Origin of the sequence: Micromonospora sonneratiae, from assembly GCF_042679305.1 — a bacterium.
Taxonomy (GTDB): domain Bacteria; phylum Actinomycetota; class Actinomycetes; order Mycobacteriales; family Micromonosporaceae; genus Micromonospora_H; species Micromonospora_H sonneratiae.
Genome location: NZ_JBHTMP010000081.1, coordinates 1 through 12,903 on the forward strand (window position 1 = coordinate 1; position 12,903 = coordinate 12,903).

Here is a 12,903-nt window from a genome sequence, read left to right on the forward strand (position 1 = left end):
GCACTGGCTTATCAAGCACCCTGTTGAGTTCTCAAAGAACAAACACACACCATCAAACAAACCCGCTCAGCAGGCCCGCCATCCGGGGCTTTCGTTCAAGTCTGTGTAGCTGGACTCGAATGATCAGACTGGAATCTACCAGTCGCTCTCAATCGGTCCCGCTGGGCCCCGTTGACGCACACCCTGAGGGGTGTTCGTTTCTTTCGGGGGAAGCCTTCAGACCGGCCGACTCGCCGCTTCCGCAGCTCGTCCGCCCGGCTCCTGCCGGCTTGGAGTACTTTACCCGGTCGGCTTCGCGATTGCAACCCCGGCTTGCCGGTCAATCGCACCACCCGGACCCAGCCTCGCTCGGCGGTCACCCGCCCCGAGCCTGAGCGCTTGCGGTTCCGGCCGTTTTGTCCGGTGTTCCGCTTGCAGAGAGAAAGTTACGGGACAACGCGACGGAACACAAATCAAGGCTCGTCGACACCTTGCCGATCGGATCCTGCCTCCCGGTCGGAAGGCACAACCGCTCCTTCCGTGCCAGAGTGTCATCCATGACCGGTAGAGCCGAAGCTCTCGTGCAGGATGCGCTGCTCAGGCTCCTGCTGCCGCTGTGGCAGGTGGTCATCGGCGTCCTGGTCCTGCTGGCCGTCGTCGTCTCTGTCCAACGGCTGGCCCGGCGAGGGCATTCCCGGATGACCACCATCATGCTGATGACCGCAGCCGCGATCGTCGGACTGGCCGTGTTCGGTCTGCTGGTTCAGCCATAGAGCGCACGGTTCAGCCGTAGCTCTGCTGGTTCAGCGCAGGTCAGGCGGCCGGGTTGCAGGTCGGTGGTAGATCCAGCTCGACAGCGCACAGCCACCAGCCCCGCCACCAGCCGGGGACACCTGTCTCCCGGATCACATCCGCCGGTTGGCCAGGCTGGGTAGTTCCGACCGGATCCGGGCCAGCCGATCAAAGTCGAGATCCGCCAGCGTCACGCCCACCGCGTCCGGCGCCTGGGCGAGGACCGTACCCCACGGGTCGATGATCATGCTCCGACCGAAACACGTACGTCCCGGGTCGTGGTCACCGATCTGCCCGGCGGCCACGACGTAGCACTGGTTCTCGATCGCCCTGGCCCGGAGCAGTACCTCCCAGTGGTCACGCCCGGTGTGCAGCATGAACGCGGCAGGCACGACCAGCACCTGGGCTCCCCCGACCACCGTCAGTTGCCGATAGAGCTCGGGGAAGCGGAGGTCGTAACAGATGGACAGGCCGACCCGCACTCCGTCGATCGTTGCGACGACGGGCTCTGTGCCCGGGGCCACGCCACGCGACTCGAGATAGGAGACCCGGCCGGGAATCTCCACGTCGTACAGGTGGATCTTTCGGTAGGTCGCTGACAAGCCACCGGAACGGTCGAAGAGCAGCGAGGTGTTGTAGGTCCGTTCCGGATCGGGGCCGGTTTCGTGGAACGACCCGGCCAGCACCCACATCCCCAGCCGACGAGCGGCTGCGGCGAAGAACTCGGCGAACTCGCCGTCGACGGGTTCCGCCTTCGGCGCTCCGGCTCCCGGGCCGAGGTAGTCGACGTACTCGGGAAGGACCGCCAGGTCGGCACCGGCCGCAGCGGCCTTCGTGAGCAGGTCCGATGCGACGGCCAGGTTGGCTGCCCGGTCGTCGCGGGCGTTGAGCTGGCATACGGCGACACGCATGCGGAAAGCGTACGACCACCGCATCCGTCCGGCCAGGGTTCGGAACCGGATCGAGCCTCAGCTACGTCGGCCCGTCCAGCGGATGGGCCGGAGTCACCGCGTCAATCCCGGCGACCCAGATCGCCGGGTACGACGCTCAGGCCGATTTCTCCTCGCGATCACGTCGACGTCGGCCGGTGAACTCCCGCGGCACGATCGTCGGGTTGACGTTCTCGAGTACGACCTCACGGGTGATCAGGACACGAGCCGCGTCCGGGTTGCTGGGCACCTCGTACATCACGGAGAGCAGGACCTCCTCCATGATCGCGCGAAGCCCTCGTGCCCCGGTCCCCCGCAGCATCGCCTGGTCGGCGATGGCCTCCAGGGCCGGCGTGTCGAACTCCAACTCGACGCCGTCGATCTCGAAGAGCCGCTGGTACTGCCGGACGAGCGCGTTACGCGGCTCGGTGAGGATCTTCACCAGCGCCTCGCGGTCGAGGCTCCGCACGTTGGTGATCACCGGAAGACGGCCGATGAACTCGGGGATGAGACCGAACTTGAGCATGTCCTCGGGCATCACCTGCCCGAAGATGTCGTCGGTCGATCGTTCGGAGACGGCGCGGAGGTGCGCGCCGAAGCCCAGCCCACCCTGGCCGGTACGGGCCTCGATGATCTGGTCGAGGCCGGCAAAGGCACCGCCACAGATGAACAACACGTTGGTCGTGTCGATCTGGATGAACTCCTGGTGCGGGTGCTTGCGCCCGCCCTGCGGCGGCACGTTCGCCACCGTACCTTCCAGGATCTTGAGTAGCGCCTGCTGCACGCCCTCGCCCGAGACGTCGCGGGTGATGGACGGGTTCTCCGACTTACGGGCGATCTTGTCGACCTCGTCGATGTAGATGATGCCCGTCTCGGCGCGCTTGATGTCGTAGTCCGCCGCCTGGATCAGCTTGAGCAGGATGTTCTCGACATCCTCACCGACGTATCCGGCCTCGGTCAGCGCGGTCGCGTCAGCGATCGCGAACGGCACGTTGAGCATCCTGGCCAGGGTCTGCGCGAGGTGGGTCTTGCCACATCCGGTGGGGCCGATGAGCAGGATGTTGGACTTGGCCAACTCCACGGCGTCGCTGCCCGAGCCGGGCGCGCCGGCCGCCTCGGCCTGGATGCGCTTGTAGTGGTTGTAGACCGCCACCGCCAGCGCCTTCTTGGCCGGATCCTGGCCCACGACGTAGGAGTCGAGGAACTGGCAGATCTCCCTCGGCTTGGGCAGCTCTTCCCACTTGACCTCGCCGGACTCGGCCAGCTCTTCCTCGATTATCTCGTTGCAGAGGTCTATGCACTCGTCACAGATGTAGACCCCGGGTCCCGCAATGAGCTTCTTGACCTGCTTCTGCGACTTGCCGCAGAAGGAGCACTTCAGTAGGTCGCCACCGTCGCCGATCCGTGCCACCTACGTTCTCCCTGCGCTCGTCGGCCGGTGTGTCCGGCCCTGCCCTGAGGACCCTATGCCCCGTCAGTATCTTCGCCTGCCGGGCCCGCCCGGCGAAGCGGTGCAGACCCGACGTTACCCGCTGCGGGAGGTTTCTCCGACCCCTAAACCGGGTGTGTCAGGGGCCGACGGATGTCACCACTCCGACCGACCCCTGACCCGAACCGCTCAGCTCGCGGCGTTGGCCGCCAACAGGCCCTTCTTCCGGCTGGTCAGGATCGTGTCGACCAGGCCGTACTCGCGGGACTCCTCGGCAGTCATGATCTTGTCGCGGTCGATGTCCTTGCGGACCTTCTCAACCGGCTGGTTGCAGTGCCGCGACAGCATCTCCTCCAGCTGGGTGCGCATCCGCAGGATCTCCCGGGCCTGGATCTCGATGTCCGAGCCCTGCCCGTAGCCGCCCTCGGTGGCCGGCTGGTGAATGATGATGCGGGAGTTCGGCAGCGCCATCCGCTTACCCGCCGTCCCCGCAGCCAGCAGCACCGCTGCCGCGCTGGCCGCCTGCCCCAGGCAGACGGTCTGGATGTCCGGACGGACGTACTGCATCGTGTCGTAGATCGCCGTCATGGCCGTGAACGAGCCACCGGGCGAGTTGATGTACATGATGATGTCGCGGTCCGGGTCGGTGCCCTCGAGCGTGAGTAACTGGGCCATCACGTCGTTGGCCGACGCGTCGTCCACCTGCACCCCGAGGAAGATGATCCGGTCCTCGAACAGCTTGTTGTACGGGTTGGACTCCTTCACCCCGTACGACGTGCGCTCGACGAAGGACGGCAGAACATAGCGGTTGTGCACGGCCGCGAACTGGGGCGGCAGGCTCAGGTCAGTCATCGTCAGCTCCTAGCTCAGGGTCCCGGCGCCTTCCGGAACCTGCGTGGCTCCGGTGATCACCTTGTCGATGAAGCCGTAGTCCTTGGCCTCCACCGCGGTGAACCAGCGGTCGCGATCCGAGTCGGCCTCGATCTGCGCCTGGTCCTGGCCGGTGTGGTGCGCGACCCGCTCCTGGAACATCCGCTTCGTGTAGAGCATCTGCTCTGCCTGGATGGCGATGTCGGACGCCGTGCCACCCATGCCGCCGGACGGCTGGTGCATCATGATCCGCGCGTGCGGCAGGGCGTAGCGCTTGCCCTTGGTGCCCGCGCAGAGCAGGAGCTGGCCCATCGAAGCCGCCATGCCCATCGCAACGGTCGAGACGTCGTTGTCGATGAACTGCATCGTGTCGTAGATCGCCATGCCGGAGTAGACCGAGCCACCCGGCGAGTTGATCCACAGGTTGATGTCGCGCTCTGGGTCCTCTGCGGCGAGAAGCAGCAACTGTGCGCAGATCCGGTTGGCGACCTGGTCGGTCACCTCGCTGCCCAGGAAGATGATCCGTTCCTTGAGCAACCGGTTGTAAACCGAGTCATCGAGGTTGCCACTGAGTGAGTCCCCACCGCGGGCCTCGGTCACCCGGAGGGGCATCGCTGGGATGTGCATTTCGGTCATGGCAGCCCTTCGCTCTCCGTGCCGTCTTACGCCCGACACTAACCGGTCAACGGGGCCGCAGCGCCCTTCTCGGGACACTGTTCGCTCTCAGCGCACGCCCAGGAGAACGTACGCCAGAACAGGTCCGGCCACCACGTGCCGTGAGCGGCGCGGGGCGGCCGGACACCCGTCTGGAACCTGGTCAGTGCTCGTGATCGTGGTCGTGCTCGCCGCCGCCCTCACCGCGGACCGCGTCCAGGTTGACCTCGTTACCCGCCGAGTCGGTGATCTTGATGCGCTCCATCACCGACGACAGCGCCTTGCCCCGGCGTACGTCGCCGAACACCGCACCGGCCGAGCCGGCGCGGACCAGCTGGTCGTAGTACTGCTGGGGAGCCATCCCCGCCTGCTGGGCCCGGTGCACGATCTCGTGGCCGAACTCGTCGTCGGTGACCTGCACGTCCTCGGCGTCGGCCAGGGTGTCGAGCAGCAGCTGGATCTTGACGCCCTCGGTGGCCGCCTCGGTCAGCTCGGCGTCGATCTGCTCCTCGGTCTTCTCCTGGGCGGCGAGGTACTCCTCGAAGGAGGCCCCGATGCGCTCCAGCTGGTCGACCATGGCCTGCTTGCGGTGCTCGACCTCGTCGCGTACCACGCCCTCCGGCGCGGGCACCTCGGCCGCCGCCACCAGCTGCTCCAGCGCCTTGTCCCGGGCCGCGTAGATCTGCTCGACCTTCTTGCTCCGGGTGATCCGCTCAAGCAGGTCGTTGCGCAGCTCCTCCAGCGAGTCGAACTCGCTGGCCAGCTGGGCGAACTCGTCGTCCAGCTCCGGCAGCTGCTTCTCCTTGACGGTGCGCACGGTGACCGAAACGTCGGCGTCCTGACCGGCGAAGTCGCCACCGACCAGCTGCGAGACGAAGGTCGTCGAGTCACCCGCCGAGAGTCCGACCAGCACCTCGTCGAGGCCCGGCAGCAACTGCTTGCTGCCCACCTCGTGCGAGATGTTGCTGGCCGATCCGCCCGGCACCTCGGCACCGTCGACCGTCGCCGCCAGGTCGATCTGCACGAAGTCGCCCTCCTGGGCGGCCCGCTCGACGGTCTTGAGCGTCGCGAACCGCTCCCGCAGGTTGCTCACCTGCTGGTCGACCTCGCTGTCGTCGACCTTCAGCTCGTCAACGGTCACCTCGATGGTGGCCGGGTCGGGCAGGATCAGCTCCGGCCGTACGTCCACCTCGGCGGTGAACTTCAGGATGTCGCCGTCGTTGAGCTCGGTGATCTCCACCTCGGGGCGACCGAGGGTCTTGATCTCGTGCTCACGTACGGCGGCGAGGATGTTCTCCGGGATGGCCTCCTGCACCGCCTCGTTGAGCACGGCACCCCGGCCGACCCGCTGGTCGATGACGTTGGCGGGCACCTTGCCCTTGCGGAAGCCCGGCACGGTCACCTGCTGGGCGATCTCCCGGTACGCCTTCTTGAGGCTCGACTCGAGCTCGACGAACGGCACCTCGATGGCGAGCCGCACGCGCGTCGGGCTCAGAGTCTCGACGGTGCTCTTCACAGGCGTACTCCTTGACGGATCTCAGTCTGGCATGGGCGTGATTCAGCCCATCGAGTGTAGGCGAACCAGCACGTCGGACCGGCGGCACCCGACACCGCGGTGGTTCATCACAGTCGGGGTGGCGGGATTTGAACCCACGGCCCCTCGCTCCCAAAGCGAGTGCGCTACCAAGCTGCGCCACACCCCGTGGCCGACGAAGAGTGTATGCCGTCCGTGCCCGGCCGCGCCCGCTGGTACCGGCGCGGCGTGCACGGAGCGTCGAACGGACCGCCGATCGGCTCGCCAGCGAAGCCATCATTCCCCACAGAAAGAGCGGCCCACCAGGCCGGTTCCCCCGCTTCCCGGCATGGACGGAAACCTTCAGGTACGGCGGATCGCCGCAGTTGGTCGGCGGGGCCGAACACCCGTACGCCGCCGCCCGGGCGGACCGGGTAAGCTGGTGCCCGCGCCTCGGGCAACCAGGTGCACGCGGGCGTAGCTCAATGGCAGAGCTTCAGTCTTCCAAACTGACGGTGCGAGTTCGATTCTCGTCGCCCGCTCCACACCAACGGCCCAGGTCAGCGACACAGTCGCCACGCCTGGGCCGTTCTCGTTTCCGCCCCCCCCGATCCTGCTGGCCATCGACGGACCGGGCGGTACTGACGGACCCGGGGCGGCTACCCGCCACAGCGGTCCGGGCCGTACCGGTCATAGCCGGTTCGTGCGATGCCCGCCCTGCCGGCCTTCCCGTCGACACAGCCCTTCCGTCGACGCAGCCCTTCCCGTCGGCATCGCAGCGAACCCGGCACGGCCGGTTCACCAGCATCGGAACGGAGTGCCTGGCCGGTGTCAGGGCGGCGACCGGCGGGCGCCTCGACCGGACAACGACCGGAGACGCGGAAATGTGACTTCAGTCACAAGAGGTCACGAGTAGACCCCTGGCACGAGTAGACCCCTGACCGGGTCAGCGCGGATGTTCTGCGGTCCACAGAAGATCGGTAATGGCGAAGCTGGGCAGGTCGAGCTCGGCCGCCGACGTGACCTGAAAGGTCCCGCCCACCACTTCCGGCGTCCAGCCAGCATGCATGCCGTACCTGACGAGCGCTGCCACGTCCCCGGCCATCGGGTACGGATACGTCTCCTCCCCGGCTGCCCGCTCTGGCCGCTCGACCAGGTCGGCCTGCAGTGCGCGACCGTTCTTGCCCATCCCCCAGACGCGGACGCGGATGCATCGGCGCCCGCGACCGTCAGGTCCCGGTGCCTGTCGGATGTCGGCCTTCCAGGTGAACTCCCGGCCGTCGACATGCAGTTTGCGAAGCCTCGACCTCATGACGAGCCTGCCTCCAGGTTCTGCTTGGCCCGCTCCGGGCACCGGGGCCACCGGCTCCGGTAGCGATGGTTCGGCCATGTCCGTCGCCGGGTGGGCCGCCACCTCAGCCTGGTGACCCCCACCGCTCCTCCGGTCTCCCCGATCCTGCTGGTGACACCGGCACCCCGGTTTCCACCATGGATGGTCGGTGTACCGGTCCGGGTACCCACCCTCCCCTCCCGGTCGGGATCGGCGGTCGCCAGCCGTGCGCTGTCGAGTCGCGCTGTCGGGTCGCGCGCAGCCGCGTCGTGGCCAGCACGGCTCCGGATGGCTGATTCCACCCGATGAGCATCGGACCGATACGATCCCCTTCGGGAAGAACGGGAGCACCGCATGCGGAAAGTCGGCCCATACACACCGCTTCACCTGACCGGTAGCCGTGCGGTCGGAGCGGCACCGCCCCGGCCGACGAGCTTCGTAAGATCGCGAACTCGATCCGGGATGTAACGTTCACTATCTGACCTGACCAGCCCAGGGGGCTGTTCAAGCCGGTAGCCTCCCACGCAAAGTCCCCTCCTCATCCGAGTGGAGCCATGGCGCGCACACTTACCGTCTCATCGCAGCGGCCCGGGGCCTGTCCGACCATCCGGGACGCTTTGGAGATCGCATCCGACGGCGCAATCGTGTCGATCGAGGCCGGCGTCTACACCGAGGCCGTCCAGTTGACCGGGAAGACCGTGTCGCTCGTGGCAGCAGGTGAACCCGGATCGGTGACGATCGACGCCAGTTCGGCCGGCGGGTCGGCGGTCGCCTGCTCAGGTGGCGCGGTGACATTGCGCGGCCTGGTCCTCAAGACCAGCGACTACCCCGCCGTCAGCGCGCGGGGCGGCCAACTGACCATGGACAAGTGCGAGGCCAGTGCCCGCTACGCGGCCGGGGTCAGCGTCACCGACGGCACCACGCTCAACGCCACCGACGTCAAGATCGTCGGAGGTCAGCACGGCTTCGTGATCGAGGACGCGGAGGGCCTGCTCGACAAGTGCGAGGTCCGGGACGTCTCCGACGACGGCATCATCGTGCGCCTCGGCGCCAGCCCGACGATCCGTAACTCCACGGTGGCCGGCTGCGGATACCGCGGTTGCTACGTCTACCAGTCAGGCCGACCGTCGATCGAACGGTGCGACATCTCCGGAACCGGTGACGCGGGGATCTCCGTCGCCCAGGGAAGTGCTCCCAGCATCATCGACAGTTGGATCCACGACACCCACGGCGTGGGGATCCTCTTCGCCCGTGGCTCCGGCGGCCTGGTCGAGGGCACCCGGGTGGAGGACACCGCAGCCCCCGGCATCCAGGTCGACGAGGGCGCCGACCCGACCATCCGTGAGCCCGAGGAGGGCTCGCGGAAACCACGGGTGGGTTCCCAGGCCGTCGAAGGTGCCATCCAGCAGGACACCGAGCAGGTGGAGAAGCTCCTCGCCGAACTCGACTCGATGATCGGACTCGCCGGCGTGAAAGCCGAGGTACGGGCCCTCATCGACGAGATCCAGGTCAACGAGTGGCGACGTAGTGCAGGTCTGACCGTCGGCACGGCCAGCCACCATCTCATCTTCACGGGGGCACCGGGTACCGGTAAGACCACGGTGGCCCGTATCTACGGCCAACTGCTCAAGGCGCTCAGTGTCCTGCCGAAGGGGCAGTTCCGGGAGGTTTCCCGGCGTGACCTGGTCGGCCAGTACATCGGGCACACCTCGGAGAAGACCACGTCGGTCTTCGAGGAGGCACGCGGCGGTGTGCTCTTCATCGACGAGGCGTACACCCTGTCGCGATCCGCGGGTGCCAGCGCGGACTTCGGCCAGGAAGCCATCGACACCCTCGTCAAGCTCATGGAGGACCACCGCGACGAGGTCGCGGTCATCGTGGCGGGTTACACCGCCGAGATGGTGGACTTCCTCAACGCCAACTCCGGTCTGGCGTCCCGGTTCGCCAAGACACTCGAGTTCGAGAACTACAGCCCGGACGAGCTGGTATTGATCGTCAACCGGATCGCCCGCAACGACGACTACCTACTCGAAGCGGGACTCAACGACGCCCTGCTCGAATGGTTCGGACAGATCGAGCGGGATCCGAACTTCGGTAACGCCCGCGAGGCACGCAAACTCCTCGAAGGCATGCGTAAGGCACAGTCAGGCCGGCTGCGGGCGATGGGCCGGATGCCGAGCCGGGACGACCTGCGTACGCTCGTACTGGCTGATCTGTTGGTGGCGACCGGCTGAGCTGTGACCGTCGTCCGGGGCTGATCCGCCGTGGGCCCGTCGGCAGGCGGCTGGTCATGCTCGTCGCTGTCGGCTGCCCGTGGTCCCGGTTCCGCCGTGACGACGACCCGGAGCCGCTCACTGCTCAGCTGGCTGGCGCTCCGATGTGGATCGATCGGCCGTCGTTCACGGTGCCGCACCACGTGCCGGCTGACCTGCGGCGCATCGACCCACTGGTGAAACATTGTGCGTTCCGTTCCTATGATGATGAGACGCCCGGTGTGGGTGGCGAGCTAGGCAGGGGGTAGCAGCCGGCATGACCGAGCGCAACGCGGGCCCAGCGGCCATGTCACCGCAGCAGACACATGCCGGCACCCGGGCCGGCCCAACTCCGGCGGAACAGTCCGGCCCGGTGATCCTGCTCCCCCGCCGGCGGCCCGGACACCTCGGCCCGGTGCACATCACCCAACTGTTGCTGGCCGAGGCGGCGATCGTCGCCGTCCTCACCACCGTCAGCCGGGGCTGGGTGATCGCGGTCGGGGCGGCCGTCGGCGCGGCGATCCTGTTGTTGGTGACGCTCAGCCGACGCCAGGGCCGTTGGTGGTTGGAACGTTGGCTGATGAGCCGCCGCTACCGGCAACGCCGGCAGGTGACCCTCGGCTCGTCCTATCACGATGATCCCCGACTCGGGCTGCTGCACACACTGGCCCCGGGCCTCGTGGTCGAGGACGTCGAAACGATCAACGGTGGCCGGGTGGGGGTCGCCCGCGACGACTCCGGCTGGTTCGCCGTCGCCCAGGTCAGCAACAGCACGATGGGCGACGCGTCCGGCAGCGTCCCACTGGAGCCGATGGCCGCCGTACTGGCCGAGATCGAGCAGCCGGGGGTGGTGCTACAGATGGTCACCCAGGTGGTTCCGTCGCCGAGCATCGACGCACACCCCTCGTCCCCTGCCGCCTACTCGTACCGGCAACTCCTGGCCGGTTTCGGCTCCGCACCGGTGCCCGCCGACCGGACCACCTGGATCGCCGTACGACTCGACGCACGGTCGCTGGCGAAGGCGCTGGGCGACGGCTGGGCCGACCTGGAAACCGCACCCGCCGTGGTCGCGGCGCTGGTACGGCGCATTGCGAAGTCACTTCGCCAGGTCGGGATATCGCACCGGCTCGTGGATGCCAACGGACTGCTCGCTCTGCTTGCCAGGTCCTGCGATCTCGAGCCTGTAGGCGGTAACCAGGATCCGACGCCGCCGCGCGAGGAATGGTCCGCCTGGCACTCCTCGCGGTTCGCGCACCGGTCCTTCTGGATCCGCGGATGGCCGCCCATCGACGAGGCAGCCGCCCTACTACAGAACCTGTCCTCGACACCCGCTGCGATGACCACCATCGCGATGATCCTCGCCAGTGACGAGGCCAACGGTCTGCTCGACCTACGCGGGCTGGTACGTGTCTCGGCACCGGCACCCGAACTCAACCAGATGTGCCAACTGATGACCAGCCAGGCCCGACAGTCCCGCGCCGACCTGTTCCAACTCGACGGTGAACAGGGCCCGGCGGTCTACGCCACGGCTCCGACCGGGGGTGGTCAACGATGACTCAGCCGGGGCAGTACGGAACCCCCTACGGCGGGGAGCAGCAGCCCGATCCACCACCGGCGACGATATCCAGGAGTCGGGGTCGAGCATCGGTTCCGGTGCCCCGTCCGCCCTCGGAACACGGCACCGGGCAGGCAGCGCCATATCCGTCCACCGGTCAACAGCAGTACCCCACAGCGGGGCAGCAGCTCCCCCCGCCGGGACAACCGCAGTACCCACAGGCACAGCCGACCTACCAGCAGGGGCGACCGTCGTACCCGCCGGGCCAACAGGGACATCCGCCGGCGCAGCAGGCGTACCAACCGGGCCAGCAGGCGTACCAACCGGGCCAGCAGGCCTACCAGCAGGGTCAGCAGGCGTACCGGCAGGGCCAGCAGCAACCGGCATATCCCCCGGCGCAACAGCAGCCGACGTACCCACCGGCGCAACCGGCCGCCCCGGCCTACCCCTACGGGCAGCAGCAGGCCGCGGCGTACGCACCCGTACCGCAACAGCAGCCGGCGGCACAACGTGGCCCGGGCCAGGCCGGGGCGATGATCGGCCGCGACGCCACAATGGCGGTACCGACCCTGACCGCGCCGGCCCCCCAGGCCGGGCCGACCCAGGCGACGGCTCCGGCCACCACACAGACGACCGCCGCGCCGGCAGCTACGCAGGCAGCCGCCGCCCAGGCAACCGCAGCAGTCGCCACCACGGCCACCCGGATCGTGGCCACCCCGGCGGCCGAGTCGTTGGCCATTCCGGATGGCGGACACCGTCAACCGCCGCCGAACCGCCCTCCGGCGGCGCACGGCGACCAGCGTGACTTCTCCGGACGGATGGCCCGGCTGCGCATCGGCTGGCACACCGCTTCCCCGGCAGCACTCGCCCGGCTACGGCCCACCCCGACCGGTGCCGGCCTGATCCTCGGGGCCGACCGGCAGCAGGCGCCGGTCTCCGTACGCTTCTTCCAGCCTGACCCCAGGCGGTTCTGCCTGGTCGGCGGGGTCTGGACCGCCCAGCTCATCGCGTTCCGGGCGCTTGCGCTCGGTGCCCGGATCATGGTGGTCACCCCCGACCCCGCCAACTGGCGGAGTTTCGGGGAGCGGGCCACCGGGATGCCCGGTCGGGTCGTCGCTTCCGCCGTCGAACAGCCGTTGCCCGCCGGAGCCAGCGCCCAGCAACCGCTTCTGGTCATCCACGACCTGGGGACGACCGGCTCCTCCGTGACGCAGCCGCTGGGCCCGTGGCAGACCCGGCTCACCGTCCTGCTGCACCTCGACCGCAACGGCCTGCCCTGGGTCCACGATTCCGACCTGGTGCTGCTGCAACGGCTGGATCCGACGGAGGCCACGCTGCTCGGCAACGCCCTGCGGCTCGGGCCCAGCGCCGACCACTTCCAGCGGATGCCCGAGGACATGATCGCCCTGGTGTCCGCCGACGCCGTCCGCTACGCCCGCTTCGCGCAAACCGACATCGAACGGCAGTTGGCCGGCAAGCCCCGCCGCTGACCGGCCCCCACCCGACCCGGAGCCGAAAGAACCGGCCCCGGGGCGGCCGGCCGCCCCGGCGAGCGTCGGGGCGGAACCGTCCTGGTGTCGAGCATCTTCTGCGGGGGCAC

At 68.1% G+C, this 12,903-nt stretch carries 10 protein-coding genes and 2 tRNA genes; 5 read left to right on the plus strand and 7 right to left on the minus strand.

What is annotated here, in order from left to right; translation table 11 throughout:
• Window positions 1-536 precede the first annotated feature (536 nt).
• On the plus strand, window positions 537-752 hold the full coding sequence (locus ACFQ4H_RS30835; protein ID WP_377577920.1) for a hypothetical protein: 216 nt from the start codon (window positions 537-539) through the stop codon (window positions 750-752).
• Between the two features lie 132 nt (window positions 753-884).
• Here the strand turns inward: ACFQ4H_RS30835 and ACFQ4H_RS30840 are convergent, their stop codons facing one another.
• The 6 genes from ACFQ4H_RS30840 to ACFQ4H_RS30865 form a co-directional block, all read right to left on the minus strand.
• Entirely contained in the window at window positions 885-1,682 is a 798-nt protein-coding gene (locus ACFQ4H_RS30840) for a carbon-nitrogen hydrolase family protein (protein ID WP_377577922.1), read from the minus strand.
• Window positions 1,683-1,818: 136 nt separating this feature from the next.
• Entirely contained in the window at window positions 1,819-3,111 is a 1,293-nt protein-coding gene (gene clpX, locus ACFQ4H_RS30845; RefSeq protein ID WP_377577924.1) for an ATP-dependent Clp protease ATP-binding subunit ClpX, read from the minus strand.
• A 207-nt stretch (window positions 3,112-3,318) separates the two neighbouring features.
• Window positions 3,319-3,981 (minus strand): ATP-dependent Clp protease proteolytic subunit, encoded by a 663-nt coding sequence (locus tag ACFQ4H_RS30850; RefSeq protein ID WP_377577927.1) that lies wholly within the window; start codon window positions 3,979-3,981, stop codon window positions 3,319-3,321.
• Window positions 3,982-3,990: 9 nt separating this feature from the next.
• Complete coding sequence (locus ACFQ4H_RS30855; RefSeq protein ID WP_377577929.1) at window positions 3,991-4,635, minus strand: ATP-dependent Clp protease proteolytic subunit; 645 nt, start codon at window positions 4,633-4,635, stop codon at window positions 3,991-3,993.
• A gap of 181 nt (window positions 4,636-4,816) precedes the next feature.
• Window positions 4,817-6,169, minus strand: a complete 1,353-nt coding sequence (gene tig / locus ACFQ4H_RS30860; protein ID WP_377577932.1) for a trigger factor — start codon at window positions 6,167-6,169, stop codon at window positions 4,817-4,819.
• A 113-nt stretch (window positions 6,170-6,282) separates the two neighbouring features.
• Window positions 6,283-6,356 (minus strand) — tRNA-Pro (locus ACFQ4H_RS30865).
• Between the two features lie 281 nt (window positions 6,357-6,637).
• Between ACFQ4H_RS30865 and ACFQ4H_RS30870 the strand changes: the two genes are divergently transcribed.
• Window positions 6,638-6,711, plus strand: a tRNA-Gly gene (locus tag ACFQ4H_RS30870).
• 401 nt (window positions 6,712-7,112) lie between these two features.
• On the opposite strand, the gene ACFQ4H_RS30875 is transcribed toward ACFQ4H_RS30870, so the two are convergent.
• Window positions 7,113-7,478: an integrase gene (locus ACFQ4H_RS30875; RefSeq protein WP_377577935.1), complete on the minus strand. Its 366-nt coding sequence runs from the start codon at window positions 7,476-7,478 to the stop codon at window positions 7,113-7,115.
• 572 nt (window positions 7,479-8,050) lie between these two features.
• On the opposite strand from ACFQ4H_RS30875, the gene ACFQ4H_RS30880 reads away from it, so the two are divergent.
• The 3 genes from ACFQ4H_RS30880 to ACFQ4H_RS30890 all read left to right on the plus strand — a co-directional run bounded on the left by ACFQ4H_RS30880 (window position 8,051) and on the right by ACFQ4H_RS30890 (window position 12,793).
• A complete protein-coding gene (locus tag ACFQ4H_RS30880) occupies window positions 8,051-9,730 on the plus strand; it encodes a right-handed parallel beta-helix repeat-containing protein (protein ID WP_377577938.1) in 1,680 nt (559 codons plus the stop codon).
• Window positions 9,731-10,025: 295 nt separating this feature from the next.
• On the plus strand, window positions 10,026-11,303 hold the full coding sequence (locus tag ACFQ4H_RS30885; protein WP_377577941.1) for a type VII secretion protein EccE: 1,278 nt from the start codon (window positions 10,026-10,028) through the stop codon (window positions 11,301-11,303).
• Window positions 11,304-11,401: 98 nt separating this feature from the next.
• Window positions 11,402-12,793 (plus strand): hypothetical protein, encoded by a 1,392-nt coding sequence (locus ACFQ4H_RS30890; protein WP_377577944.1) that lies wholly within the window; start codon window positions 11,402-11,404, stop codon window positions 12,791-12,793.
• Window positions 12,794-12,903: the final 110 nt, after the last annotated feature.

Coding starts and splice junctions, on each gene's coding strand:
- ACFQ4H_RS30840 (WP_377577922.1), bottom strand. CDS start 1,682: ATGCGTGTCGCCGTATGCCAGCTCAACGCCCGCGACGACCGGGCAGCC.
- ACFQ4H_RS30835 (WP_377577920.1), top strand. CDS start 537: ATGACCGGTAGAGCCGAAGCTCTCGTGCAGGATGCGCTGCTCAGGCTC.
- ACFQ4H_RS30850 (WP_377577927.1), bottom strand. CDS start 3,981: ATGACTGACCTGAGCCTGCCGCCCCAGTTCGCGGCCGTGCACAACCGC.
- ACFQ4H_RS30885 (WP_377577941.1), top strand. CDS start 10,026: ATGACCGAGCGCAACGCGGGCCCAGCGGCCATGTCACCGCAGCAGACA.
- ACFQ4H_RS30855 (WP_377577929.1), bottom strand. CDS start 4,635: ATGACCGAAATGCACATCCCAGCGATGCCCCTCCGGGTGACCGAGGCC.
- ACFQ4H_RS30875 (WP_377577935.1), bottom strand. CDS start 7,478: ATGAGGTCGAGGCTTCGCAAACTGCATGTCGACGGCCGGGAGTTCACC.
- ACFQ4H_RS30880 (WP_377577938.1), top strand. CDS start 8,051: ATGGCGCGCACACTTACCGTCTCATCGCAGCGGCCCGGGGCCTGTCCG.